We start from the raw sequence: 25,459 nt of genomic DNA on the forward strand, positions 1-25,459 counted from the left end.
GTGGACACAGGCCGCTACTCGCTCTTTTTACGGCTTCTTGCGGCAGTCAAACGCGCCTTCGTCCAGCACGGCGTTATCAACGTCAATAAACCGCCACTTGGCTTTGCCGGCCGACAGCGACAAACGCATCACGCCAAAGGTTTCCAGTTGCTTCTCGCTGCCCGCACGCACCGTGGCGGGCGCGTACGTTTCTGCGCCGCCGGTGCCCACGACAAATGAGCGCATGCCGCCCGTGGCGGACAGCGTGCCGTCTGCGGTCATGGGGGCGAAGCGCTCGTACTGGTGCTCGTGGGATTGCAGCACCACATCGGCCTTGGCTTGGTCCAGGATGTCCCACATCGCGGTCATCTTGGTGTTGTCGCCATCGGGGGCCGAGGTGAACCGGGCGTGGTGCCAGGCCGCCGCCACACAGGGCTGGGCGGTGGCCAGTTCCTGCTTGAGCCACTGTGCCTGGACTGAAGCGGCTGTCGCATCGATGTTGCTGTTCAGCGCAAACACGGTCCAGCCGTTTTGATCAATCCGGTAGTAGCCGGTGCGCTTGCCATCGGGGTTGGCCTTGGCACCAAAATAACCGAAGTAATCATTGCTGTCGCCACCTTCATAGTCGTGGTTCCCCGGAATCGCAAAAGTTTTGTCGATAAACCGGCCCCAGGTTTTCTCATAGCAATCGGTGTAGCCCAGGTTGGAGCCGGCCAGGAAATAGGCATTGTCTCCAAGCGTCAGCACGTTGGAATTGCTGCCGGCGTCAGCCAGTTGCCGCTCGACCAGCTTGGCTGTCTTTTCGGCCGCCGTGTCGCGCGGAGGCCGCAAAAGACACTGCGCAATATCGCCTGCTGTCATCACCTCCCACGGGGTCGTGGACTGGGCCTGCACGACCGTAGGCGTGGAGCCGCCGCCGTCGCCGCCGCCACAGGCCACCACCACCGCGCCCACCAGCGTGGCCAATAAACCGACCCGAGCTGCCCGCATGATGCCCAGCCAAAAGTTATCGCGCATACCGTGTTCTTTCTAAAGGATGACCTTGTGTGACCCGTTGCATGGTAACTGCCGGTTGCCATCAGGAAAAAGGCCGGTCCAAACGGGTCACAAATCCTGGCCACCATGCCGTTGACGATGCCAAACAGCGCTTGCAGGCACTGCGGCAGGGCCACAGGCAAATACACACTGCGACCCATTTCCGCCGCCCTGCGGCGAATGTAGGCGCTGGCGATGGGGTTACCCGGAACCGCTCAGTTCTTGGTGCCCCAAACTTCGGCGACGCGGCTGTCGCGGCCGCAGGTCAGGCGGTAGTACTTGTAACGCAGCGGGTTCTTGTTGTAGTAGTCCTGGTGGTAGTCCTCGGCCGGGTAAAAGGTCGATGCCGGGGCGATCTCGGTATGGATTTCCTTCAACACGCCCGACTTCAAAATGGCCGCCTTGCTGGCTTCAATGACGGCTTTTTGGGCCGGGCTGTTGTAGTAGATGGCGCTGCGGTACTGGTTGCCGGTATCGCAAAATTGCCGGTCTTTGACGGTCGGGTCAATGTGGTGCCAGAAGAAATCGAGCAACACCGCGTAGCTGACGATGCGGGGGTCGTAGGTCAGCCGAACCGCTTCGGTGTGGCCGGTGCTGCCGGCGCTCACGGTCTGGTAGGTCGGATTGGCGGTTTTGCCGCCCGTGTAGCCCGACTGGGCAGACAAGACGCCCGGTACCTTGTCAAAGTCCGCTTCCACGCACCAGAAGCAGCCACCGGCAAAAATCGCCGTGGCAGTCTGGCCGGCTGCGGCTGGCGTTGAGGGGGTCTGCGCGCCGGCCTGGCTGATCAGCAGGGACAGGGCCAAGGCGACGGATTGAAGCCAGTTTTTCATGCGCGCAACTCCGGCAGTTTTTCGCCAGCGGGAATGAATTGAAGCGCAACGCCGTTATTGCAATAGCGCAGGCCGGTGGGTTGCGGGCCGTCCTTGAACAGGTGGCCCTGGTGGCCGCCGCAGCGGGCGCAGTGGTATTCGGTGCGCGGCCAGATCATGCTGAAATCGCGCCGCGTCTCGACGGCGTTGGGAATGACATTGAAAAAGCTCGGCCAGCCGGTGCCACTGTCAAACTTGAGTTCGCTCTTGAACAGGGGCAAATGGCAGGCAAAGCAGGCATAGGTTCCGGCGCGCTTTTCACCGTTCAGCGGGCTGCTGCCGGCGCGCTCGGTGCTGTCCTTGAACAGCACGGCGTAGTTGGCGGCGGGCAATAGTTGTTGCCAGTCGGATTTGGATTTGGTGAGTGGGGTCATGGCCATGGCAAGTTGACTCAAGGGAAGCACCGCCAAACCCAGACACGTCCGGGCAAAGCCATGCAGGATGTTTCGACGTTTCATAAGGGCTCCTGTGACGCCAGTTACCGGGTTGTCTAAAAAAACAGACCTGTCACGTCAGTTGGCTTTTCACGGTTTTGGGGATTGACGCCGAAATGAGGGCCGGAGAGAAACCATCAGCCAGCGCAAATGTCGTGATTTTTCAGTTTACGCAATAGGGCGGTGCAGTGGCCTGGCAAACGGCAACAACCCGTTTGGCTACCGAGCCTTTTCCCGCCGAAGCCGCTTTGGCATGGAAATGCGCCAGACGGTCGGGGCGCGCAGCGGGGCCATGCGCCCTGTCCGGCCAGGCGGCTGGGCTAGACTTCCGCCCATGCCCCACGCCCTCCAGCACGCGGTCTCCCGCCTGCGCACCGCGCGTCTGGCGCGCAGTTCCAAACCTTTTCTCGCCCGTGGCGGGCCGCGCGGCGAGCGCTGCGCCGGTTGCCGCCTGCTGCCCAGCCACTGCCTGTGCGCCTTGCGCCCGGTGCTGCCGACGCGCGCCGGGGTGTGCCTGATCATGGCCGACATCGAGCCGCTCAAGCCCAGCAACACCGGCTGGCTGATTGCCGACGTGGTGGCCGACACCTTTGCCTTTGGCTGGGCGCGCACGGCGGTCGAGCCGGAATTGCTGGCGCTGCTGGCCGACCCGCAGTGGCAGCCCTATCTGGTGTTTCCGGGCGAGTTTGTCGCGCCCGAGCGGGTGGTGACCGACCTGCTGCCCGCCAGCCCGCCTGACGGCCAGCTCGCCAAGCGCCCGCTGTTTGTGTTGCTTGATGCCACCTGGCCCGAGGCGCGCAAGATGTTTCGCAAAAGCCCGTATCTGAATGCGCTGCCGGTGCTGAGCCTGCAGTCTGAACAACTGTCACGCTACCGCCTGCGCCGCTCCCAGCGCGAGACGCACTTTTGCACTTCGGAAGTGGCGGCGCTGTGCCTGGAGCTGGCCGGTGAACCCCTCGCCGCACAAACGCTGGAAGCCTATCTGGACGTGTTCACCACGCATTACCTGCAGGCCAAGCAGCAGCAGCCGGTGGACAGCGAGGACGCGGTGCATCGGCGTTTGCGTGGCCTGGGTTCTGCGGCGGATGCGGCGGCTAACGAAACCCCGGCGCAGCCATAGCAACGGGCCACGCGCTAACCCTTCAACAGTCGGCCTGCTGGCCTCCGGCCATCCAGAAAAAACTCCTGAATTGATAGCTGCCTGCGCACGCCGGCCATGCGCCAGAGGCTGATTTGACTTGAAACTGGCGGATTTTTCAGGTGCCAGGTCGTTTAGGCCTATGTGTGGCAACCAACAGGGCGACAATCGAACCCTGTTTCCAGCGCAAAACGCCAACCATCTACCCCAAGAGCCGCACCATGACCCAAGACCCGAACCGCCAGAACGAACTGAAAAAGATGGAGCTGTGCGAGTCGTGCGCCGGCATCCAGCGCAACTGGCGCAAAGCGCCCGGCCATCCCGAGCTGGTGCAGGGCAACAACCGCGCCGAAAAACGCGGCAACCACCTGGCCACCGTCACCCAGTACCGCTGCGACCGCTGCGGCACGGCGTGGGAATACGAGAACGACAAAAGCAACCTCAAGGCAGGCTGGTCGGTGGTGGGCCGGTAAAAGCACATACTTTTTTTAACGCACGGGCTGGACGCTGACCGCCTTTTGACCGATTTTTTTCATTGCCCACGCCTCTTCATCACCCCTTTTTCCCATGAAGCTCAAAGCCACCTGCACCCTTTCCGTGACCGCCGCTTCGGACTGTCCGCTGGTGGCCATGCTGCGTCCGCGCAGCGGCCAGTCGCAGTGGATCATCAGCGACCGCTACGACCTGGAGCCGTGGGTGCCGGTGACCGAGTTCGTCGACAGCTACGGCAACCTGTGCCAGCGCCTGATCGTGCCGCAGGGCCGGATGCGCATTGCCGTCGAGGTGACGATGAAAGTGCCCGCGCAAATTGAAGTGGCGACCTACGCGCCGCGCACGCTGGTAACCGACATGCCTGCCGACGTGCTGCATTACCTGCTGCAAAGCCGCTATTGCCCGTCGGACAAGATGCAGTCGCAGGCATGGGACATCGTCGGCAACGCACTGCCGGGCTATCCGCAAGTGGCCAAAATCTGCAGCTGGATTCATGACAACCTGCACTATCGCTACGGCGTGAGTTCGTCCACCACGGATGCGCTGGACACGCTGGAGCACGGCGCGGGCGTATGCCGGGACTTTGCGCATGTCGGTATTACGCTGTGCCGCAGCATGCAGATTCCGGCGCGCATGGTGGTGGGGTATTTGCACGGGCTGCAGCCGATGGACTTGCATGCGTGGTTTGAGGCTTTTGTGGGAGGGCGCTGGTACACGTTTGACGCAACGCAGGCGGAGCCGCGCGGCGGGCGGATTGTGCTGGCCTATGGCCACGATGCGGCCGATGTGGCTTTTATTTCAGACTACGGCATGCAGCCGTTGCGCATAGATGACATGTTTGTGGATGTGGTGGCGGTTTGAGCCTGGCTTTTGGGGCGGTGGCGCATCAGTCGCGGCGCTTTGATCTACGGGGATTCGGAGTTTGGGCGTGGCGGCTTTTCCTTGTTCTTTTTTTGGTCAGGGTTCTAGCGACGCGCTATTGCCATTTTTGGCAGTTGATATTTGTCGTTTTTGCTGTGGGTTGTTGTTTGTTTGATCGCTGGTTAGCGCTGCGGGGCTTTGCTGGCCGGGGGTAGCCCGGCGGCTACTCACTTTTTTTACTTCGCCAAAAAAAGTAAGCAAAAAAAGGCGACCCCTGCTGTCTGCGACCCCTTCGCTTCGCTACGGGGCACCCTGCGGTACTCGCTTCAGGCGGGGTCCGCGCAAACTCGCCTTCGGCTCAAACAGCGCGCGGCCCTGATCCGCCTGAAGCTCCGTTCCTCAGCGCAGACAGAAGGGGTTGGGGAATGGAATGCGAAAACCAACAGCCAACAGCCAACAGCCAACAGCCAACAGCCAACAGCCAACAGCCAACAGCCAACAGCCAACAGCCAACAGCCAACAGCCAACAGCCAAATTCAATCAGACATTGCGCCCAATTAATTCAAAACGCTACGAATTAAATAGCTGCTCGTGCCCGTCCGGTATGCGCAAGCGGCACTTTTGACTCCGAATCCGCTCCCGAACCCCTTCCCCACCCCGTTCTGGCTGGGCCTGGGATGAGCGGGAAAAGCGGGATCAGGGCGGCGCGCTGTTTGAGCGCAACGCAGTGAAGCGAGTTTGCGCCGACCCCCGCTTTTCCCGCTCAGCACAGGTCGCCCGAAGCGAAGCGCAGGGCCCCAGCCAGCCGGGTCGCCTTTTCTTTGCTTACTTTCTTTTGGCGAAGCAAAAGACAAGTGAGTTGCCGCCGGGCAACCCCCGGCAAGCCGGCCAAAGCCAAGCGCACAAACCCAAGAACACAAGCACTCTCAAAAAAAATCCATCCCCCAAAAAAGCCAATCCCAAGCGTCGTGTCCAATCAGCCAATGAACCCAGCACGCCCCCTCTTCAAAGCCAGCCCGAGCGCAAGCCACCCCGCCCCATGAACACCCTCGAACAACTGCGCAGCGGCGCACTGGCCGGCAGCCGTCGCTTGACGTTGTCCTGCGGCCTGACGACCTTTCCCCAGGAAATTTTCACCCTCGCCGACACGCTGGAAATCCTCGACCTATCGGGCAATGCACTCAGCGCCCTGCCCCATGACCTGGCGCGGCTGCACCAGCTGCGCATCATTTTTTGCTCAAACAACGCGTTCACCGAACTGCCCGCCGTGCTGGGCCAGTGCCAGCAATTGACCATGATCGGCTTTCGGGCCAACCAGATCTGCAGCGTGCCGGCCGCCGCCCTGCCGCCCGCGCTGCGCTGGCTGGTGCTGACCGACAACCAGATCACCGAATTGCCGCCTGAAATCGGCCGCTGCCGCCAGCTGCAAAAACCCATGCTGGCGGGCAACCGGCTGCAGGCGCTGCCGCCTGAAATGGCCGGCTGCACGCGGCTGGAGCTGCTGCGCATCGCGGCCAACCGCTTGACCACCCTGCCCGACTGGCTGCTGCAACTGCCGCACCTGGCGTGGCTGGCGTTTGCCGGCAACCCGATGCGCCAGGGCGCAGCGCCAGCCAGCGCGCCGATTCCCCGCATCGACTGGCAAAGCCTGAGGCTGCAGCAGCTGCTTGGCGAAGGTGCTTCGGGCGTGATTCACCAGGCGGTGTGGCGGGGCGATGCCGCGCAGCCGGTGGCCGTCAAGCTGTTCAAGGGAGCGATGACCAGCGACGGCCTGCCGCACCATGAAATGGCCGCCTGCAGCAGCGCCGGCGCGCACCCGAACCTGATTGCCGTACATGGCCAGATCAGCCATCACCCGCAGCAGGCCAGCGGCTTGGTCATGGCGCTGGTGCCGCCGCACTTTCGCAACCTGGCCGGGCCGCCGAGCCTGGCGTCGTGTACCCGCGATGTCTATGACGCCGACACGGCGTTCACGCTGGACGCGCTGATCCGGCTGGCGCGGGGCATGGCATCAGCGGCGCGGCAACTGCATGAACGCGGCATCCTGCACGCCGACTTATATGCGCACAACATCCTGCACACCGGCGAAGGTGACGCGCTGCTGGGAGACTTTGGCGCGGCGTCATTTTTTACGCCCGATGCAGGACCGCTAGCCTTGGCGCTGCAGCGGCTGGAAGTGCGGGCCTTTGCCTGTCTGCTGGAAGAACTGCTGGCGCGCTGCCGTCCGCCGGCTGATGGGCATGACGCCCAACAAGCGCAAGCGCAGCAAACAACGCTGCAAGCGCTGGCCGACTTGCAGGCAGCTTGCGCGCACCCCGACCCGGCCACCCGCCCGCTGTTTGCGGATATCGAACAGCAACTCGTGCGCTGCCAGCCAGACGACTGAACCAGGCTGCACAACCGCACGTGACCACGCTTTCGGCGGCAGGGTTGAAAAAGGAATGCCGGAAATGATCGCGGTGGGTAGCGGCCTGCGCCGTGCCGCCAACCGCCGCACCACTGCGCGAATCCGCCCGCCATCAAGCGCTTGCCAGCGCAGGTCACGGGCTGACGTTTTGGATCTGGAATGGCAGGCAACCCCGGTCCGGCCAGCAAACGAGGCGGTAAAAACACTACAAATTCAATAGCACTCAGCACACGTCCACATTGCGCAAACGCCTGAATTGATCAAAAACGGCCTGCAACAGAACCTAATCCACGCGGCCAAAAAAAAAGCCCAGGCGGAAAACCGCCTGCGCTTGTCGGGTTACGCCCGGAATTTACTTGGCGGGAACGACGATCAGGGTGTCGCCCTTTTTGCCATCAGCACCAGTGTCGCCCGTAGCGCCCGTAGCACCGGTAGCACCGGTTGAACCTGTCGAGCCCTTGGCGCCGTCATAGCCTGAAGAACCGGTCGCGCCGGTGGCGCCAGTGGCACCCGTGGCGCCCGGAACGGCCACCGTCGAGCCGGTCGAGCCGGTCGAGCCGGTCGCACCGGTCGCACCGGTAGCGCCCGCCGGGCCAGGAACCACCACCACCGGTGCGGAGGCTGGAGGCGTAACGGTGGTTTTTTCGCAAGCGGCCAGACCGAGGGTTGCGATAAGTGCCGCCAGCAGTAATGAATATTTCATGAGAACCTTGTATGTAATGAGATAAAAACGCACGTGACGATGAAACTGTGCGCGTAGTTTCTTTCTTGCGGCGACATTCACAGTCACTGACAAGCTGTAACCCAAATTTACCAAGAAAGTTCATTCGGCCTTGTAGGACGGCCCCACAACTGTCTGTGGTGTTCGGGCATGACCCGTCAGCCGGCGTGGGCGCGCCGGCTGCGCTTGAAAACAAAAACAGACAGCCTCAACTGCTTGTTTTTGAAAGCGCCGCCATGACTACCCTTGCGCCCGCATCCGCCGTCTTGCACATCAAGCCGCTTGGCTTTGCGTGGGAAACCATCGACCCGTTCCTGTTTTGCGTCTACCACGACGACGCCTACCCAAAAGCCAACGCGCAGATGGGCCCGGCAGCGTCGCTGGCGGGGCGCGACATGGGGCAGGACTTCAGCCGCCAGGGCGGCTGGAGCATGTACCACGGCAGCACGGTGCCGGGTTTTCCGGCACACCCGCACCGGGGTTTTGAAACCGTGACGATTGTGCGCAAGGGGCTGATTGACCATGCCGATTCGCTGGGCGCGAAGGCGCGTTTCGGGCGCGGCGATGTGCAGTGGCTGACCGCCGGCCAGGGCGTGGTGCATTCGGAAATGTTTCCGCTGCTTAACGCAACCCAGGCCAATCCGCTGGAGTTGTTCCAGATCTGGCTGAACCTGCCAGCGGCCAGCAAAATGGCCGCGCCGCATTTCACCATGCTGTGGTCGCAGGACATTCCCCGTCTGACAGCGCAAGACGACAAAGGCCGCCGCACCGACGTGGCGGTGATTGCCGGCCGGCTGGGCGACGCGAACGCCGATGTAGCCGAACCGCTGTCGCCGCCGCCCGATTCGTGGGCTGCGCAGCCGGATGCCGACGTGGCGATCTGGACGATTCGCATGGACGCCGGCGCGCGCTGGACGCTGCCTGCCGCGACCGGCCACGGCACGCGTCGCCAGCTGTATTTCTTCAAAGGCCAGTCGGTCACGGTGGGCGGGCAGCCCGTCAACCAGACCAGCGCCATCGAACTGCAGGCCAGTGCCGCCGTCGAACTGGTCAACAGCGGCAGCGCAGAGGCTGAATTCCTGCTGCTGCAAGGCCGGCCGATTGGCGAGCCAGTGGCGCAATACGGCCCGTTCGTGATGAACACCCAGGCGGAAATTCGGCAGACGCTGGCCGACTACCAGCGCACGCAGTTCGGCGGCTGGCCGTGGCCCGACAGCGCGCCGGTGCATGGCCGCGACCCGGCGCGGTTTGCCCGGCATCCGGACGGGCGCGAGGAACGGCCAGCGACTGACGCGCCCACTGCAACAGAGGTGCGTCAAGCGCCCGCCCCCTGAGCGCCAGAAACCGCTGAAGGCTACTCTTTTTATAGCTGCCAGCGCCCGTCCAGCATGCGCCAGAGGCCTTTTTTATTAGTATCTTTCTTTGAATCGATGGCTGCTGATTCCATCACCCTTTGAATACGAAGCTCTTGGGATTTTCATAATTCGCAACAAACCTGCGCGTGATTGCGCGCGCAGCGGTGCATTCGGGCAAGCCTGCATTTGTCCTACTCTTGCCGGCGTTATCGGATGGCGTTTGATTCACGCTGTCAGTGTTTACATACAAGGCAGAACCGGAAGGGTCACTCAACGCGCAGCAACGAGCTGGCACCCTACTCCCCAGGTCACCCATGCAAAAAGCACTTATCACCTATCTGGTTGAAGACAACCTCACGGTACTCGACAACCTGGTTGAAACACTGAACGAAGTGGCCGATGTCAAAATCGCGGCGCATTCGGCCACCCAGGCCGACGCGATTCGCTGGCTCGAAATGCACGACGGACAGTGGGACTTGGCCATAGTCGATCTGTTTTTAAAGCAGGGCAGCGGCCTGGGCATTTTGGCCGGTTGCCGCAACCGTGCTAACCATCAAAAAATTGTCGTCCTGACCAACTACGCCACGCCGGAAATTCGTGAACGGGCGGCCGCGCTGGGCGCTGACGACGTGTTTGACAAATCGACGGAAATTGACCAGCTGATTGCCTACTGCATCCAGCAGACAATAAGCCTCGGCGGCACGCAGCTTCACTGAAAGCGCTGCACGCAAGCGGCCAGCACGGCGTGCGGGTTTTCAAGGCCGACCAGCGGCCAAGCCCTCACGCCTTGCTGCGGTTTTCATAGCTGTTAATACAGACGCAGCCTGCGCCAAGGCCGCTTTCAATCCGCCATTCAGGTCATTGAAGCCGGCGGCACCTTGCTAGAGCGCAGCAGCCGCAAGCCGTTCGCCACCACCAGCAAACTCGCGCCCATGTCGGCAAACACGGCCATCCACATCGTGGCATTGCCAAACACCGCCAGCACCAAAAACACCGCCTTGATGCCCAGCGCCAGCGCGATGTTTTGCCACAGGACGGCATGCGTGCGCCGCGACAGGCGCACGGTTTCGGCAATGCGCCGCAGGTTGTCGTTCATGATGACCACGTCGGCGGTTTCGATGGCGATGTCGGTGCCTGCGCCACCCATCGCAAAACCGATGTCGGCCTTGGCCAGCGCAGGCGCGTCGTTGATGCCGTCGCCAATCATGCCGGTCGCGCCGTAACGGATTTGCAGCTCGCCAATCGCCGTGAGCTTTTCTTCGGGCATCAGGTTGCCGCGCACGTCAATGATGCCGGCCAGCGCCGCAACCGCCTTGGCGGTGGTGATGTTGTCGCCGGTCAGCATGACGGGCGTCACGCCCAGCGCCTTCAGTTCGGCCACGGCTTCGCGTGCGCTTTCCTTGATGGTGTCGGCCACCGCGAACACGCCCAGCACGCCGTTGTCGCCGGCCAGCAGCGTCAGCGTGCGGCCTTGTTGCTCGTGTCCGGCCAGCACCGCTTCCAGTTCAGGCGAACATTGGCCGCGCGCTTCAATCATGCGGTGGTTGCCCAGCACATAGCTTTTTTCTGCAAGGCGGCCCTGCACGCCCTGCCCGGCCAGCGCCGCAAAGCCGTCAACCGTGCCGAGGGCTTGATTCGTGTCTGCCAAGCCTTGTGCGATGGCTTTGGACACTGGATGGTCAGAGCGGCCGGCCAGGCTGGCGGCGATGCGGCGCACGTCTGCGGCGTCAGCGCCGTTCCAGACTTGCCAGTCCACCAGCGACGGCTTGCCCTGCGTGATCGTGCCGGTCTTGTCGAGCGCCACGGCTTTCAAGCTGCGCGCTTCTTCCAGATAGGTGCCGCCCTTGATCAAAATACCGCGCCGCGCCGCCGTCGCCAGCCCGCTGACGATGGTCACGGGCGTGGACACCACGAGTGCGCAAGGGCAGGCAATCACCAGCAGCACCAGCGCCTTGTACAGCGCCTGCAGCCAGGTCCAGTCGAGCAATAGCGGTGTCAAAACCGCCACCGCCAGCGCCAGCACAAACACGGTCGGCGTGTAAACGGCGGCAAAGCGGTCGATGAAGGTTTGCGTCGGGGCGCGCGTGCCTTGCGCCTGCTCGACGGCGTGGATGATGCGCGCCAGCGTGCTGTCGTTGGCGGCTGCCGTCACCTTCAGTTCCAGCTCGCCGGTTTCGCTGATGGTGCCGCCAAACACGCTGTCACCCGGCGTTTTGTCCACCGGCAGACTTTCGCCGGTGACCGATGCCTGATTGACCGCGCTGCTGCCGGCGGTGATGGTGCCGTCCAGCGGAATGCGGCCACCCGGACGCACGCGCACGGTGGCGCCCAGCGGCACGGCGGCCAGCGCCACCGTAGTCCAGCTGCCGTCGGCGCTTTGCATGTCGGCTTCTTCGGGCGCCAGCGCCATCAGGCCCTTGATGGCGTTGCGGGCGCGGTCTACCGCCATCGCCTCAATCAGCTCGGCAATCGAATACAGCGCCATCACCATCGCCGCCTCGGGCCACTGGCCGATCAGGAAAGCGCCGGTGACGGCAACCGTCATCAGCGCATTGATGTTGAGCCGGCGCTTGAGCAGCGCCGTCAAGCCTTTTTTGTAAACGTCCAGCCCCGCCAGGTAAATGGCGACCAGCGCCACTGCCATGCCGACCAGCGTCCAGAGCAAACCGGCGGGCGCAAAAAAGCTGACCGCCTCGGCCAGCCCGGCCAGCGCCAGCGCCGCCACCAGACGCGGCAAACCGGCCGGCATGCCGCCTTCGGCGTCGCCGTGGTCGTGCGTGTGGTCGTGGTCATGGTCGTGCCCGCCGTGCGTGTCACCGCTGGGTGCAGGCGCGTTGGCCGGCTGCATCTTGTAGCCGGCCTGGGCAATCGCGGCGACGGCGGCGGCCAGCGCCTCGTCGGTCGCATCAATCGTCAAGGTTCGCGCCACCAGCTGGAAGTTGAGCGAACGAATGCCCGGCACATCGGTCAGTGCCCGGCGGATGTCGGACTCTTCCGCCGCGCAGTCCATCGCCGGAATGCGAAAGCGTTGGGCGCCTGTCGGCACCGGCACAGCCGCCGCAGCGGGAGGCGCATGCGCCGGGTCGGAACTTGGGCCGGCGGTGGGGCGGTTGGTTTTTTCGGTGTGATCACAGCAATCGGTCATGGTTTTCTTTCGTGTGCGACCATTACAAACCATGAAGCCACTTGAAGGTCAAGCCATGCCCACTGAAAAACCCTTGCACCTGATCGGAAAAGCCGCCGCCCTGAGCGGTGTCAGCGCCGCCAACATCCGCTTTTATGAAAAGGAAGGCCTGCTGGCTCCCGGTGTGCGCACGGCCAACAGCTACCGCAGCTATTCAAGCGGCGACATTCACCAGCTGCGCTTCATCCGGCTGTGCCGGGCGATGGACATGTCGCTTGATGAAGTGCGCACGCTGCTGAACCTGGACCTGGCCGAAAAAGCCGACTGCGCCGCCGCCAATGCCACGCTCGAATCGCACATTGCGCATGTCGGCGAGCGGCTGGCCGAACTGCAGGCGCTGCAGCAAGACCTGCAGGATTTGCGCGCCCGCTGCGACGGCACCGGACCGCAGTGCCGCATCATGGAAGCGCTGCATGAACGGGCCAAACACCTGCCGCGCGAAGAAGCCAGGGCGCGTGCGCACCGCCATGTGTGATGCAGTGACGCGCCATCGCCATGCGACAGGCCAAACTGCGGATGCTTGGGATTTGGCAATCAATAACGTCCCGTCCGTCATTCCCGCGAAGGCGGGAATCCAGCGACACGGCTTGATACGCTCCAACGAGTCTGGATACCCGCCTTCGCGGGTATGACGCAAAAAAGCTATTTTTTTGACCCCATTCTTAGCACGGAAGGGCCTGGGCTTCACCAGCCAAGACCCAACAGCCCGCCCTCAAGAGGTAATCACGATTGGGAACAAGCGTAAAAACGGGCGACCGCTACACTCGAAAACGCTGTAGCCGGATGCAGTTCTGAAAACATTCCATCACCACGAACCACTTAGCGGCGCGTCGAAAAAGTGTCCTTTAAGCATCCCGAGAATGCTCCATTTTTAATAGCTGCCAGCGCCCGTGGGTATTGCGCCAGCGGCCTTTTTTACAAGAATTTCCTGTGCAAACGATTATTTCTATTCAAAAGCTGAGCAAGGTCTACGCCTCGGGGTATCAAGCCCTCAAGTCGGTTGATCTTGACATCCGGCGCGGCGAGATTTTTGCGCTGCTCGGCCCCAACGGCGCGGGCAAAACCACGCTGATCAACATCGTCTGCGGCATCGTCAACCTGAGTTCGGGCAGCGTGACCGCCGACGGCCACGACATTGTTCGCGACTACCGCGCGGCGCGCGCCAAGATTGGCCTGGTGCCGCAGGAGCTTTCCACCGATTCGTTTGAAACCGTCTGGGCCACCGTCAGCTTCAGCCGGGGGCTGTTTGGCAAGCCGGCGAACCCGGCGCACATTGAAAAGGTGCTGCGCGACCTGTCGCTGTGGGACAAGAGGGACAGCAAGATCCTGACGCTGTCGGGCGGCATGAAGCGCCGGGTGCTGATTGCCAAGGCGCTGTCGCACGAGCCACAGATTTTGTTTCTCGACGAACCCACCGCCGGCGTTGATGTCGAGTTGCGCCAGGGCATGTGGCAAATGGTGCGTGCGCTGCGCGACAACGGCGTCACCATCATTCTCACGACGCACTACATCGAGGAAGCCGAGGAAATGGCCGACCGCATCGGCGTCATCAACAAAGGCGAGCTGATCGTGGTCGAAGACAAGGCGGTGCTGATGCGCAAACTTGGCAAGAAGCAGCTCACGCTGCAACTGCGCGCGCCGCTGCACGCCCTGCCTGCTGCACTGGCCGGCTTGCCGCTGGCGCTGGGCGAAGGTGGCCAGACGCTGGTCTATACCTTTGACAAACAGCAAGAGGAAACCGGCATTGGCGACTTGCTCCAGCGGCTGGCCGCACTCAGCATTGATTTCAAGGATTTGCAGTCGAGCGAGAGTTCGCTGGAAGACATTTTCGTCAGCTTGGTGCATGGCGGCAAGCCCGCCATTGACCCTGAAAACACCAAGGAGCCGGCATGAACTGGTACGCCATCCGGGCCATTTACCGTTTTGAAATGGCGCGCACCTTGCGCACGCTGGCGCAGTCGATCATTGCGCCGGTCATCTCGACCTCACTGTATTTTGTGGTGTTCGGCGCGGCCATCGGCTCGCGCATGGGCGACATCGACGGCATCAGCTACGGCGCATTCATCATTCCCGGCCTGGTGATGCTGTCGCTGCTGAACGAAAGCATCTCCAACTCGGCGTTCGGCATTTACATGCCCAAGTGGTCGGGCACGATTTACGAATTGCTGTCGGCGCCGGTATCGGCGATGGAGGTGGTGATGGGGTATGTGGGTGCGGCGGCGAGCAAGTCGGTGCTGCTGGGGCTGTTGATTTTGGCGACGGCGCGCCTGTTTGTGCCCTACAGCATTGCGCACCCGTTCTGGATGCTGTGCTTTTTGCTGCTGACCGCCGTGACGTTCAGCCTGTTCGGTTTCATCATCGGGCTGTGGGCGGACAACTTCCAGAAGCTGCAAATCGTGCCGCTGATGGTGGTGACGCCGCTGACGTTTCTGGGCGGCGCGTTTTATTCCATCAACATGCTGCCGTCCATCTGGCAAAAAGTCGCGCTGTTCAACCCGGTGGTGTATTTGATCAGCGGCTTTCGCTGGAGCTTTTACGGCGTGGCCGATGTCAACGTGGGCGTCAGCGTGGCTGCCATTTTGGGGTTTCTGGCGCTGTGCCTGGGCGCGATCTGGTGGATTTTCCGCACCGGCTGGAAGCTCAAGTCCTGAGTGGCGCTGGCTGCTATTTTTTCAATAGCTGCTGGTGCCCGTCCAGACTGCGCTAGCGGCCTGTTTGGCTTGATTTTTTGAAGCCAGGGCCGCTGGCGCTGCCAATTAACCGCCGCGCGTCAATCTGACGCGCCATCCAGCCCCGCCGCCATCAGTCCCAGCTAGGGGCCAGCGCTTTCGGATCCACCTCGCGGCCACCCCGCTCCAGCGCCGCAATCTGCGCCATGTCGTCTTCGGTGAGTTGAAGCTGTTGCGCCTGCAGGTTGCTTTCCAGGTTGGCGCGTTTTGTGGACGAGGGAATCACCGAAAACCCGAGCTGCATGGCCCAGGCCAGCGCCACCTGCGCGGTGGTGGCGCCATGCTGCTTGGCAATTTTCGCCAGTACCGGGTCTTCCAGCACCTTGCCGTAGGCCAGCGTCATATAAGAAGTGATGTGAATGCCCTGGCTGCGCGCAAAGTCCACCACCTTGCGGTTTTGCAGGTACGGGCTCAGCTCGATCTGGTTGGTGGCGATGTGGTCAGCGCCCACCTGCTTGATGGCGCGCTGCAGGTAGTCGATGTTGAAGTTCGACACGCCAATCAGCCGGGTCAAACCCGCCGCCTTGGCCGCCATCAGCGCGTCCAGGGTTTCTTCCAGCGGCACGGGCTGCGCGGGGGCCGGCCAGTGCATCAGCGTCAGGTCGACCTGCGCCATGCGCAGCTTGGCCAGGCTCTCCTTGAGGCTCGGAATCAAGAGCTTTTGCGCAAAGTTGTCGGTCCACACCTTGGTCGTGATGAACAGGTCGCTGCGCGGCACGCCGCTGTCGGCAATCGCCTGGCCGACTTCGGCCTCGTTGCGGTAGATCTGCGCAGTGTCGATGGCGCGGTAACCCAGTTCAAGCGCAGTGCTGACGGAGTCGATAACGACCTGGTCTTTCAGGCGAAACGTGCCCAGGCCGAAAGCGGGAATGGTGGAAGGCATCACGGTGATTTCCTTTTTTTTGAATACAGACAAGCCAGCCACCTTACTGGCAGGTGAAAACAAGGGACGGCCAAAGGGACTTTGCCAAGGCAGCCAAGCCATCGCCGGCATCGAGCCGCCAACCCGTCACAAAGCGGTAATCCACACCGCACTCCGCTACAGTCCCGCGATGCCCTTGACAGGATCAAAAGCCCGATGGCTTGAACTGCTTCTCACAACGTGCCTGAGCCTGGGCCTGAGCGCCAGCGTGGCCGCGCAGCCAGCGCCGCCCAGCGTCCAGCCCGACAGCGGCCTGTGGGACAGCGGCGACGGTTTTCAGTTTGACCTGAAAAAGAAAAAGCGCAAAAAAACCCGCCAGTCGGTCAGCGGCATCGCCTGCAACCTCAACGCCGCGCAGCAACGCGTCTGCCTGCTGGCGTTTGACGAAGGGGCCGAAGCGCGTTACGCCACCCTCGACCGCCAAGCCTTGCGCATTGACGCCGAGCCCGTGGTGCTGCGCGACACCACCGATGAGCTGGACGCCGAATCCGCCGCCACCGATGGCCATTATTTTTACGTCGCCGGCTCGCATTCGGCCAAGCGCGGCGACTGCGCCAGCAATCCCGACAGCCGCCACGTGATTCGCTTCCGGCTGGATCCGGCCACGGGCCGCGCCTTGCGCACGCCCACTGGCGCGCTGGTTGGATATGCCGACAGCGGCAAGCTCTGGCCGCTGATGCAGGCGCTGCCCGAGCTGGCCCCGTATGTGGGCGAGCGCAAATGCCTGGGCGACGCGCCGCCTGAGAAAGCGCCCGAACTGGCCGGCCAGCAAGGCGTCAACATCGAAGGCATGGCGGTGCAAGGCGGGCAGCTGTATTTCGGTTTTCGCGGCCCGGTGCGGGACGGCGTGGCCCGCGTGCTGGCCGTGAACACCGAGGCACTGTTCAGCCCCCAGCCGGCCAGCGACGCCAAACCCACGGTCACCAGCCTGGCGCTCGGCCCCCACCGGGGCATTCGCGACATGGTGGCCGTCAAGACCGGCTTGCTGCTCCTCGCCGGCCCCGACGACAGCCGCACCAGTCAAGATGCAGGCTGGACAGTCGCATGGTGGGATGGCAAGGCGGCTGCCGGCGTCGTGCAACCCCGGCTGCTGGCAGCGCTCGACCTGAGCGGCGTCAAGCTGCGCCACTGCGACAAGGAACTCAAGCCCGAAGCCATCACCGTGCTGGAAGAAACGGCCACCGCCTACAAATTACTGGTGTTGTCAGACGGCCTGTGCGACGGCGGGCCGCTGGCCTTCACGGTTCCGCGCTGATGGCAAATCGCTCCTGAAAACATAGCTGCTTGCGCCCGCCCGTAGTGCGCTAATAGCCTATTTGGGTAAAAACTCGCAACTGCCCAGATTGCTTTTCAGGTTACCGCGCCAAGGCGGGTGTCACCGTTATCTTCGGCACCTCTGGCATGCTCGCTTTCCGCGTCATCCCGGCGTGATGTGTCATCTCGGCTTTATCTGCCACACCGGCCTGCTCTGTCATCCCGGGCTCGACCCGGGATCCATGTCTTCTCCCCCAGCGGGTTCATGGATTGCGGGTCAAGCCCGCAACGACAAAATACAAAACTAAAACCATCCAGCGAGCCAGTCAGTCAGTCAGTCAGTTAGCCCAAGCCTGTCAACGCAGCGCTGACCACGGCTTCATCCAGCACCGCAAAGCGCATGTTGTGCCGGTCGGTCAGCGGCCCGCCGCCCGGAATCACCGCACCGCTGGCGTCGTAACCGATGGCCTTGAACTTCCACACCGAGCCAATCAGCTTGAGGTTGCCCACACATTCACCCTGGCTGGACAGCACACGCACCACCTGGTCGTTCACCGGGTGCAGGGTCAGTTTGTTCATTGTTTTTTCCTTCACGCAAGGATCATAAGGAGGCGGGTGAAACTGAGCGGCATTGTGGCGGCAAGGCTGCGCTGCGGTTATTCACCCGCAGGCCCGAAAAGAAAAAGGGGCTCAGGATTCAAATGAACCCTGAGCCCCTGTTTTAAATTCCAGCGCGCTACGAGGCGCCAAAAATCCTCAACGCATGTTCAGCTTGTAGCGTGCAGCCAAGGTGGCCATCACGCTCAGGACTGCGCCAAAGATCACATAGAACGTCACGGCCAGTTTGTTGCCTGTGACCGCGATCAGCCAGGTGATGGTCAAGGCCGCAAAGCCGCCAAAAAGCATCACGCCGATGTTGTAGCTCAATGACATGCCGGTGCCGCGTGTCTGCACTGGAAAGATGTCTGACAGCAAGGCGGGCATGGCGGCGAAATACATGGTCATCAGGAAGCCAACGACGCCTTGCACCAGCAACAGGTTGACAAAGCTCGGGTTGAGCGAGAGCCAGGCAAACAGCGGGTAGGTCAGCAAGACAAACAACACGCTGCTGCAGAGCATGAAGGGGGTGCGGCCGTATTTGTCGGACAGGTGACCGACCAGTGGTGACAAAAACATCATCATCAGACCCGCCAGAATGGTGGCGCTGAAGGCGGCGGTCGAGGTCATGCCCAGTTGCTTGACGGCGTAAGTCGGCATATAGACCACCAGATAGACCGAAACGGTGGCCATGATGACTGTGCCTGAGCCGATGAACAAGCGCATTTTCTGGTCGCGCATGATGTCGCTCAGCGGCGTGCTGGTGGCTTCGGCCTGGGCAAACTCTGGCGATTCTTCGAGGTTCTTGCGGATGTAATAGCCAGCCGGTCCGATCAGCAGGCCAAAGAAAAACGGAATGCGCCAGCCCCACGATTCGAGCTGGTCGGTGCTGAGCTGCGACGAAAGCAGAGCCCCGAACACAGCGGCCATGACGATGCTCAGCCCCTGGCTGGCCACCTGCCAGCTGGAGAAGAAACCGCGACGGTGCGGCGCATGCTCTACCAGAAACGCGGTCGAACTGCCAAATTCGCCACCGGCCGAGAAGCCTTGCAGCAAGCGCGCGATAACGATGCCAGCCGGTGCCCACAAGCCGATTTGCGCGTAGGTCGGCATGATGGCGATCAGCAGCGTGCCGATCATCATCAGCAGAATGGACAGCGTCAGGGCGGCCTTGCGGCCCACGCGATCAGAATACGAACCGATGACGATGGCACCCAGCGGACGCATGAAAAACGAGACGCCAAACGTAGCGAAGGTGATCATCAGCGAAACGGTCTGGTTCTCGGTCGGAAAAAACAGCTTGGCGATGGTCACTGCCATAGCGCTGTAAATCAGCACATCGAACCATTCCAGCGCATTGCCGATTGACGACGAGATCACCGCTCGCCAGGTTTGCGGATGCTGTTTGAAGGGCACTTCGGCAGCGGCACCTGGGTGGGTGCGGCTGGCGCGCATGTTCGGAGACAAGGTCTGGCTCATGGATAAATCCTTTTGAATATGGGTCGGCCTGGGTCAGCGAACATTGCAGCCAACGCGTAAATTACGCTGAAAAAAGCCAGACGGACTGTTGGACAACCTGTCAGGCTGCCCGTTTATTGCGAGAAGGCAGGCACAGGGTCGAGCAGGCGAAGCAGAAAAGCCTCGCATTGCGCCACTTGCTCCAGGGGCACAAACTCGTTGGGCCGGTGGGCTTGCTCAATGCTGCCGGGACCGCAGACAACGGTTGGAATGCCAGCGCCCTGAAACAGCCCGGCTTCGGTGCAATACGAGACCGCGCCGGTGGCCTTGCTGCGCGACAAGGCAATGGCCAACTGCACGATCGCTTCATGTTCCTTGGTGCTCAGGCCGGGCGCAGAGGCCAGCCGCTCAAAAGCGATTTTTGCGTTGGGTTCGACCAGCAGCATTTCAGGCAGCAGCCGGGCGGCAAAACTTTCGACTTCTTCCAGCAAATGGGTGGCGTCGGTGCCCGGCATGGTGCGTGCCTCGAATTCGAAAATGCATTCCTTGGGCACGATGTTGGACGCCAAACCACCACGAATTAGGCCGGTTTGCATCGTGGTGTACGGCACGGTGAAGCCGTAATCGCGGGTTTCAAGCTGCGCAAAGCGGTCAGCCATTTGCCGGATGTAGACAATGATGCGCGCGGCGTATTCAATCGCATTGACACCCAGATTGGTGTAGCTGGAATGGGCTTCCCGGCCCGTGACGCAGCAGCGAAAACGATGGGTTCCCTTGTGCGCAATGACGGGCTGCATCGAAGTCGGCTCACCGACGATGCAGCCGGCGGTTTTCAGGTTCATGTCCTGCAGGTCAGCAATCAGGCTTTTCACGCCGATGCAGCCGACTTCCTCGTCATACGAAAAGGCCAGATGCAGCGGCGCGTCCATCTTGGCGGCCAAAAACCGGGGGGCCAGTGCCAGTGCGGTGGCGATGTAGCTTTTCATGTCGCAAGACCCACGGCCATAGAGCAGCCCATCCTTGATGGTGGCTTTGAAGGGGTCTGTGTCCCACGCCTGGCCTTGGACCGGCACAACGTCGGTGTGCCCGGACAAAATCAGCCCCGGCTTGCTGCCTTCGCCGAGCGTGGCAAACAAATTGGCTTTCTTCCCGGCGGCGTCATAGGTCAGGCGCGAGGTGACGCCCAGCCCGGCCAGATAGTCGCGTATCCATTCGATCATGCCGAGGTTCGAGTCGCGGGAAACCGTCGGAAACGCAATCAGCCGCTCGATCATGGCAAGAACGTCGGGCGAGGGCTGGAGCAGTGCAGGGGAAGTGGTCGTGGTCATGAAGTTCCTAGGGTTTTCCCGTAGTGGCTGAATTTTATTCATACAATCGTGGGCGCATCTTGGCAATGCCCGTAGCCGACTGTATGAAGACTCAGGATTTTCATAAAATGGAAAATAGTCAGCTATTGGATGAAAATTATTAATGCAGATAAGCTTCAAGCAAATAAGCTATTTTCTGGCGGCGGCTGAAACGGGTCAGTTCTCGGCGGCCGCTGCCAAGGCTTACGTCACGCAGACCACCATCACCGTGGCCATCAGGGAGCTGGAGTCCATCCTGGGCCTGAAGCTGTTTTTGCGCCATCACGCCTCGGGCGTTTCGCTGACGGTCGATGGCCAAAAGTTTCTGCACCACGCCTACAGCATCGTGGCCGCTGTTAATTCGGCCCTTCACGACCCCGGACTGATATCGCAGGATATTTCTGGCCGCGTTCGGCTTGGTGCAACGCCTTCGATGCTGGGCTCTTACATGGTGCCGGCGATTGCCCGTTTTTTAAGCGCTTACCCGCAGATCGAGGTCGAGGTGATCGAGCTGGAGCGCCCGCTGCTGGAAAGCGCTTTGCTGCGCACTGAAGTTGATATCGGCGTGCTTTGGCTGATCAACCTGGATCAGCCCGCCGCTTTCAACACCGTGCCGCTGACGCGTTCGCGCCGGCAGTTGTGGTTGCCCGCTTCGCATCCGCTGCTGAACAAGCGCAACGTTTCACTGAGCGACATCAGTGAGCTGCCCTATGTGCTTTACAACGCCGACGAAACGCCGCGCAACACGCTGTTGTTCTGGCAACAGGCAGGGCTGGAGCCGAAGATTCGCTACCGCGTCAGTTCGGTTGAAGCGGTGCGCAGCCTGGTGGCACAAGGCATGGGCGTGACGATTTTGTCGGATGTGATTTACCGGCCGTTTTCCAGCGAAGGGCTGCGAATCGAGACGCGGCCTTTGATGAACGGCTTGCCATCCATCGAAATCGGTTTGGCCTGGGGCATTGAGCAGCCGCTGTCAAGCGCCGCTGATGCCTTGAGGGCATTCATGGAGCTCACCTTCAGTGGCCCGGGTCTGGGCCTCAAGGTGGCTTAAGCGATAGGCCGCGAGACAGTGCACGCCAAACTACAGGCTTTCAAAACACTTCAACACGTAGCCCACATGCAGCGCCGCGCCCCGGTACAGCGTGTCCTCGTCAATATTGAACCGGGGATGATGGTGCGCAAAGCAGGCACCCCGGCTTTCGTTGCGCACCCCGATGAAGGCCATCAAGCCCGGGTACACATCGAGAAAGTCACCGAAGTTTTCAGACACCATCAGCGGCGGAAATGCAATCAGGTCGCTGGCGCCGAACAGATCCTGAACAGTCTGCTCGGCCAGCTGGCTGCAGCGCGCCTCGTTGAAAAGCATGGGGCCGCCGCGCTTGATGCTCACCTCCGCAGTGGCCCGAAAGGCGTCTGCCGTGCTTTGCACCACCCGGCGCAACGCCGCCTGCAAATGAGCCTGATCCGCCTTGTCGGTAGTTCTGAGGGTGCCTGCCAAAACGGCCTTGTCAGGAATAACATTGCCCGCTTCGCCACTGTGCAGCTTGCCAAACGTGAGCGCTGCCGCATGCGTCGGGTCAATTTCCCGCGCGATCAGGTGCGACACGTTCATCACGATGGCCGACGCCACCACGATCGGGTCAACCCCGCGGTGCGGCGTGGCCCCGTGGCAGCCCACCCCCTGGATGACAACTTCAAAGTTGTCGCCTGCCGCCATGCGCGGCCCGGCCTGCACGGAAAATTTTCCACTTTCAATTTCTGACCACAGGTGAATAGCAAACGCACTTTTGACCGGAAATGGCGCCAGCAGTTTGAGTATTTCTGCCGTGCCGCCGCCGCGTTCCTCAGCCTGCTGAAAACACAGTTTCACCGTGCCATTCATCGTGTCTTTGACATGCTGAAAAACCTGTGCGGCGCCCAGCAGCATGGCCACGTGGCCGTCATGGCCGCAGGCGTGCATGACACCAGGGTTTTTTGAGCAATACGGCAGGTGCGCGTTGTCTTCATGGATGGGCAAGGCGTCCATGTCGGCGCGCAGGGCCACCATCTGGTGCGGGTTCTTGCCTTCGATGGTCGCAACAATTCCGTAGTTGCCTGCAAGCTCAAAGGGAATACCCAGCCTGTTCAGCTCGTCCTGCACCAGTTTTGAGGTGCTTTGTTCCTCGAACGAAAGTTCAGGGTGGCTGTGTATCTTGCGCCGCAGCTCCACCATGTAACTCTGGTAGCGCCTCGAAATATCCGCGACTGATTCGGTCATGCTTGATTCCTCATGGTGGGTGTGTTTAAACGACGACGCCGGCTCTGGTTTTTTTCAGCAGGGGCCACATTCCCGCCAGGCCCAAAAGCGGTCCTGGCAGCAAGATCCAGACAGCCTTGCTGCCCAGCCCTTCAATGACGCTCAACAAAATGGTGATGCTGACGATGGTGATCAAAAATCCTAGGCTGTTCTGCACAGCCAGCGCACTGCCCACCGATTGCGGCGGGCAGCTCCGGGCCGAGATGGACGAGAACTGTGGAGAATCGGCAACCACAAAAAAGCCCCAGGCCAGCAGCACCCCAAAGCGCAGCAGCAGCCAGTCGGGGGGCAGCAAGGGATAAGCCAGGCACAGCAAGCCCGAAGCCAGCAAGGCGAACGCGGCCACATAAACACTGTCCAGCTTGAGGCTGACACGCCCACCGCAAACACAGCCGAGAAAACCTGCTGCAATGCAGAAAAAGCTGACCGCGGCAACCGACCCCGGCAGACCCCAAGTGGTTGATCCCGCATCCAGCAGCAACTGGGCGGCAAGCCAGGGCAACACCGCCCAAAATGCATACAACTCCCACATATGGCCAAAGTAGCCCAGGGCAGCGGCCCTGAAATCGGGGATTTTGAAGACGCCAAACGCCCGGCCCAATGAAGCGCCCCGGTGGCCATCGCTCTTTTTCAGGTAAGGACCATCCCCCAGAAAATACACCAGTACTGCCCCGGCCAATGCCAGGGCAGAAGACACCTGGATCACGGTTTGCCAGGGCAGGGTGGCGCCCAGCGCCCGCACGCCATGGGGCAGCGCAGTGCCCAGCGTCAACATGCCCACCAGCAGTCCCAGCGCGGCACCGGACTTGCCGCCCACCCAACCGACGATCATCTTCATGCCCAAGGGGTAGATTCCCGCCAGGCACACGCCCACCGCAAAGCGCAGCACCAGCCCCGACTCGAAACCAACCCAGCCGCCTGAAAACGCTGCGTTGACAAGGGCGCCTGACACGCAGGCGATTGCAAAAATCCGGCTGGTTGAATACCGGTCGGCCCAGCCAGAGTAAGCCAGCCACAGCGTGCCGGCAATGAAGCCTGACTGGGTAGCCGCAATCAGCCAGGAAAACTGGGCAGGGCCTATATGCCAGGCCGCCATCAGGTCATCGGCGGCACTGTTTGGACTGAACCACAGCGACGTGCCCAGCCACTGGGCCGACACGATCAACGCGACGGCCCACCGCCGCTGGTTCATGAACAGTGCGTCAGCGCCGAGCTCAGGTCGTCGATCAGGTCGTCAGCGTTTTCAAGTCCGACAGACACCCGCAGCAAGCCTTGTGGTGTCTTGCTTTCAGGGCCCTCGATCGATGCGCGGTGTTCAATCAGGCTTTCGACCCCACCCAGGCTGGTGGCGCGGGTGAAAATTTCCACATGCGCGGCCAGTGCCATCGCTGCGTCCTTGCCGCCCTTGACCTCGAACGACAGCATGCCGCCAAAGCCGGACATCTGCTTGCTGGCAATGGCATGAAAAGCGTTGTCCGGCAAGCCGGGGTAATGCACCACACTGACTTTTTCATGCTGCTGCAAGAATTCGGCGACCTTTTGCGCATTGGCGCAGTGCGCCTGCATGCGGTACGGCAGGGTGGGCAGGCTGCGCATGACCAGCCAGCAGTCGAACGGCGAAGGCACAGCGCCGCCATAAAGCTGCGCGGTGCGCAACTGGGCGAAATGCTCGTCGTCCAGCCGCGACACAACGGCCCCGCCCAGCACGTCGCTGCGCCCGCCCAGGTACTTGGTGGTGGCGTGCATCACCATGTCGCACCCCAGCGCCAGCGGCTGCTGAAGCACCGGGCTGGCAAACGTGTTGTCGGCAATAGCACGCGCGCCATGCTGGCGGGCAATCGCTGCGATGGCGGTGATATCAACGCATTGCAGCAGCGGATTTGATGGCGTTTCGATCCAGATGATTTTGGTCTGCGGCGTCAAGGCCTGGCGCACGCTGTCCAGATTTGTCATGTCGACAAACGAAGCGGTGACGCCCCATTTGGCGAAAAGATGCTTCAGGACATTGGCCGTGCCGTGGTAAATGTCCACCGGTGCAATCACATGGTTGCCCGGCATCAAGCCCTGGAAAATCGCGGTCACGGCCGCCAGACCGGAGCCGAAGGCGGCACTGGCAGCGCCGCCTTCAAGCGCGGCCAGCGCGGCTTCCAGCCCATTGCGGTTCGGGTTGTGGTTGCGCGAATAAAGAAAGCCCCGCGAATAACCCCCGTCCGCATCGCGCTCGAAAGTGGTTGAAAGGTGAATGGCTTCGGTGACCGCGCCGGTGCCGACATCGACAGAGTGTCCGGCATGCACCGCCAGGGTTTCGATTTTGTATTGTTTTCCGGGTTTCATGGATTTTTCAGAGCGTAGGGATTAAAGGGAGCAAACAGACAAAAG

At 61.6% G+C, this 25,459-nt stretch carries 23 protein-coding genes; 11 read left to right on the top strand and 12 right to left on the bottom strand.

Annotated elements, in window-relative coordinates; genetic code table 11:
* Nucleotides 1-27 precede the first annotated feature (27 nt).
* The 3 genes from RCH06_RS04520 to msrB form a co-directional block, all read right to left on the bottom strand.
* Nucleotides 28-996 (bottom strand): metallophosphoesterase family protein, encoded by a 969-nt coding sequence (locus RCH06_RS04520; protein ID WP_327080241.1) that lies wholly within the window; start codon nt 994-996, stop codon nt 28-30.
* A gap of 233 nt (nt 997-1,229) precedes the next feature.
* Entirely contained in the window at nt 1,230-1,847 is a 618-nt protein-coding gene (gene msrA / locus RCH06_RS04525) for a peptide-methionine (S)-S-oxide reductase MsrA (protein ID WP_327080242.1), read from the bottom strand.
* Nucleotides 1,844-2,344 (bottom strand): peptide-methionine (R)-S-oxide reductase MsrB, encoded by a 501-nt coding sequence (gene msrB / locus RCH06_RS04530; RefSeq protein WP_327080243.1) that lies wholly within the window; start codon nt 2,342-2,344, stop codon nt 1,844-1,846. Before msrB ends, msrA begins: the two co-directional genes overlap by 4 nt.
* 310 nt (nt 2,345-2,654) lie before the next feature.
* Here msrB and RCH06_RS04535 point away from each other — a divergent pair, with 310 nt between their 5' ends.
* From RCH06_RS04535 to RCH06_RS04550, 4 genes are all read left to right on the top strand, one after another.
* Nucleotides 2,655-3,440: a tRNA-uridine aminocarboxypropyltransferase gene (locus RCH06_RS04535; RefSeq protein WP_327080244.1), complete on the top strand. Its 786-nt coding sequence runs from the start codon at nt 2,655-2,657 to the stop codon at nt 3,438-3,440.
* A 239-nt stretch (nt 3,441-3,679) separates the two neighbouring features.
* A complete protein-coding gene (locus tag RCH06_RS04540; protein WP_327080245.1) occupies nt 3,680-3,931 on the top strand; it encodes a hypothetical protein in 252 nt (83 codons plus the stop codon).
* A 94-nt stretch (nt 3,932-4,025) separates the two neighbouring features.
* Nucleotides 4,026-4,811: a transglutaminase-like domain-containing protein gene (locus RCH06_RS04545; RefSeq protein WP_327080246.1), complete on the top strand. Its 786-nt coding sequence runs from the start codon at nt 4,026-4,028 to the stop codon at nt 4,809-4,811.
* 1,039 nt (nt 4,812-5,850) lie between these two features.
* A complete protein-coding gene (locus tag RCH06_RS04550) occupies nt 5,851-7,197 on the top strand; it encodes a leucine-rich repeat-containing protein kinase family protein (protein WP_327080247.1) in 1,347 nt (448 codons plus the stop codon).
* A gap of 373 nt (nt 7,198-7,570) precedes the next feature.
* Here RCH06_RS04550 and RCH06_RS04555 read toward each other — a convergent pair whose 3' ends face one another.
* Nucleotides 7,571-7,921 (bottom strand): collagen-like protein, encoded by a 351-nt coding sequence (locus tag RCH06_RS04555; RefSeq protein WP_327080248.1) that lies wholly within the window; start codon nt 7,919-7,921, stop codon nt 7,571-7,573.
* A 254-nt stretch (nt 7,922-8,175) separates the two neighbouring features.
* On the opposite strand from RCH06_RS04555, the gene RCH06_RS04560 reads away from it, so the two are divergent.
* Nucleotides 8,176-9,273, top strand: coding sequence for a pirin family protein (locus RCH06_RS04560; RefSeq protein WP_327080249.1), 1,098 nt, complete (start codon nt 8,176-8,178; stop codon nt 9,271-9,273).
* 335 nt (nt 9,274-9,608) lie between these two features.
* Nucleotides 9,609-10,010, top strand: coding sequence for a response regulator (locus RCH06_RS04565; protein WP_327080250.1), 402 nt, complete (start codon nt 9,609-9,611; stop codon nt 10,008-10,010).
* A 137-nt stretch (nt 10,011-10,147) separates the two neighbouring features.
* On the opposite strand, the gene RCH06_RS04570 is transcribed toward RCH06_RS04565, so the two are convergent.
* A complete protein-coding gene (locus tag RCH06_RS04570; protein ID WP_327080251.1) occupies nt 10,148-12,439 on the bottom strand; it encodes a heavy metal translocating P-type ATPase in 2,292 nt (763 codons plus the stop codon).
* Between the two features lie 31 nt (nt 12,440-12,470).
* Here RCH06_RS04570 and RCH06_RS04575 point away from each other — a divergent pair, with 31 nt between their 5' ends.
* From RCH06_RS04575 to RCH06_RS04585, 3 genes are all read left to right on the top strand, one after another.
* Entirely contained in the window at nt 12,471-12,953 is a 483-nt protein-coding gene (locus RCH06_RS04575; RefSeq protein ID WP_442799594.1) for a Cd(II)/Pb(II)-responsive transcriptional regulator, read from the top strand.
* 455 nt (nt 12,954-13,408) lie between these two features.
* Nucleotides 13,409-14,371 (top strand): ABC transporter ATP-binding protein, encoded by a 963-nt coding sequence (locus RCH06_RS04580; RefSeq protein WP_327080252.1) that lies wholly within the window; start codon nt 13,409-13,411, stop codon nt 14,369-14,371.
* Nucleotides 14,368-15,129, top strand: coding sequence for an ABC transporter permease (locus RCH06_RS04585; RefSeq protein ID WP_327080253.1), 762 nt, complete (start codon nt 14,368-14,370; stop codon nt 15,127-15,129). The genes RCH06_RS04580 and RCH06_RS04585 overlap by 4 nt, the downstream gene beginning before the upstream one ends.
* 151 nt (nt 15,130-15,280) lie before the next feature.
* Here RCH06_RS04585 and dkgB read toward each other — a convergent pair whose 3' ends face one another.
* A complete protein-coding gene (dkgB, locus tag RCH06_RS04590) occupies nt 15,281-16,090 on the bottom strand; it encodes a 2,5-didehydrogluconate reductase DkgB (RefSeq protein WP_327080352.1) in 810 nt (269 codons plus the stop codon).
* Between the two features lie 169 nt (nt 16,091-16,259).
* Between dkgB and RCH06_RS04595 the strand changes: the two genes are divergently transcribed.
* Nucleotides 16,260-17,384 carry a DUF3616 domain-containing protein gene (locus RCH06_RS04595; protein ID WP_327080254.1) on the top strand — a complete coding sequence of 375 codons (1,125 nt, stop codon included), beginning with the start codon at nt 16,260-16,262 and terminating at the stop codon, nt 17,382-17,384.
* A gap of 341 nt (nt 17,385-17,725) precedes the next feature.
* Here the strand turns inward: RCH06_RS04595 and RCH06_RS04600 are convergent, their stop codons facing one another.
* The 3 genes from RCH06_RS04600 to argE all read right to left on the bottom strand — a co-directional run bounded on the left by RCH06_RS04600 (nt 17,726) and on the right by argE (nt 20,766).
* Nucleotides 17,726-17,962 (bottom strand): hypothetical protein, encoded by a 237-nt coding sequence (locus RCH06_RS04600; RefSeq protein ID WP_327080255.1) that lies wholly within the window; start codon nt 17,960-17,962, stop codon nt 17,726-17,728.
* 177 nt (nt 17,963-18,139) lie between these two features.
* Complete coding sequence (locus RCH06_RS04605; RefSeq protein ID WP_327080353.1) at nt 18,140-19,435, bottom strand: MFS transporter; 1,296 nt, start codon at nt 19,433-19,435, stop codon at nt 18,140-18,142.
* Between the two features lie 137 nt (nt 19,436-19,572).
* The gene (gene argE, locus RCH06_RS04610) at nt 19,573-20,766 is read right to left on the bottom strand and encodes an acetylornithine deacetylase (RefSeq protein ID WP_327080256.1); all 1,194 of its coding nucleotides are present in this window, start codon (nt 20,764-20,766) and stop codon (nt 19,573-19,575) included.
* 142 nt (nt 20,767-20,908) lie between these two features.
* Here argE and RCH06_RS04615 point away from each other — a divergent pair, with 142 nt between their 5' ends.
* Complete coding sequence (locus RCH06_RS04615) at nt 20,909-21,835, top strand: LysR substrate-binding domain-containing protein (RefSeq protein WP_327080257.1); 927 nt, start codon at nt 20,909-20,911, stop codon at nt 21,833-21,835.
* Between the two features lie 30 nt (nt 21,836-21,865).
* On the opposite strand, the gene RCH06_RS04620 is transcribed toward RCH06_RS04615, so the two are convergent.
* Genes RCH06_RS04620 through RCH06_RS04630 form a run of 3 tightly spaced genes read right to left on the bottom strand, consistent with a single transcriptional unit; the run spans nt 21,866 to nt 25,414 of the window.
* Nucleotides 21,866-23,041, bottom strand: a complete 1,176-nt coding sequence (locus RCH06_RS04620; protein ID WP_327080258.1) for a M20 metallopeptidase family protein — start codon at nt 23,039-23,041, stop codon at nt 21,866-21,868.
* Between the two features lie 25 nt (nt 23,042-23,066).
* A complete protein-coding gene (locus RCH06_RS04625) occupies nt 23,067-24,272 on the bottom strand; it encodes an MFS transporter (RefSeq protein WP_327080259.1) in 1,206 nt (401 codons plus the stop codon).
* Nucleotides 24,269-25,414, bottom strand: a complete 1,146-nt coding sequence (locus RCH06_RS04630; RefSeq protein WP_327080260.1) for a trans-sulfuration enzyme family protein — start codon at nt 25,412-25,414, stop codon at nt 24,269-24,271. The genes RCH06_RS04625 and RCH06_RS04630 overlap by 4 nt, the downstream gene beginning before the upstream one ends.
* Between the last annotated feature and the right edge of the window lie 45 nt (nt 25,415-25,459).

Source organism: Polaromonas sp. CG_9.5, assembly GCF_035984465.1.
Lineage (GTDB): Bacteria > Pseudomonadota > Gammaproteobacteria > Burkholderiales > Burkholderiaceae_C > Polaromonas.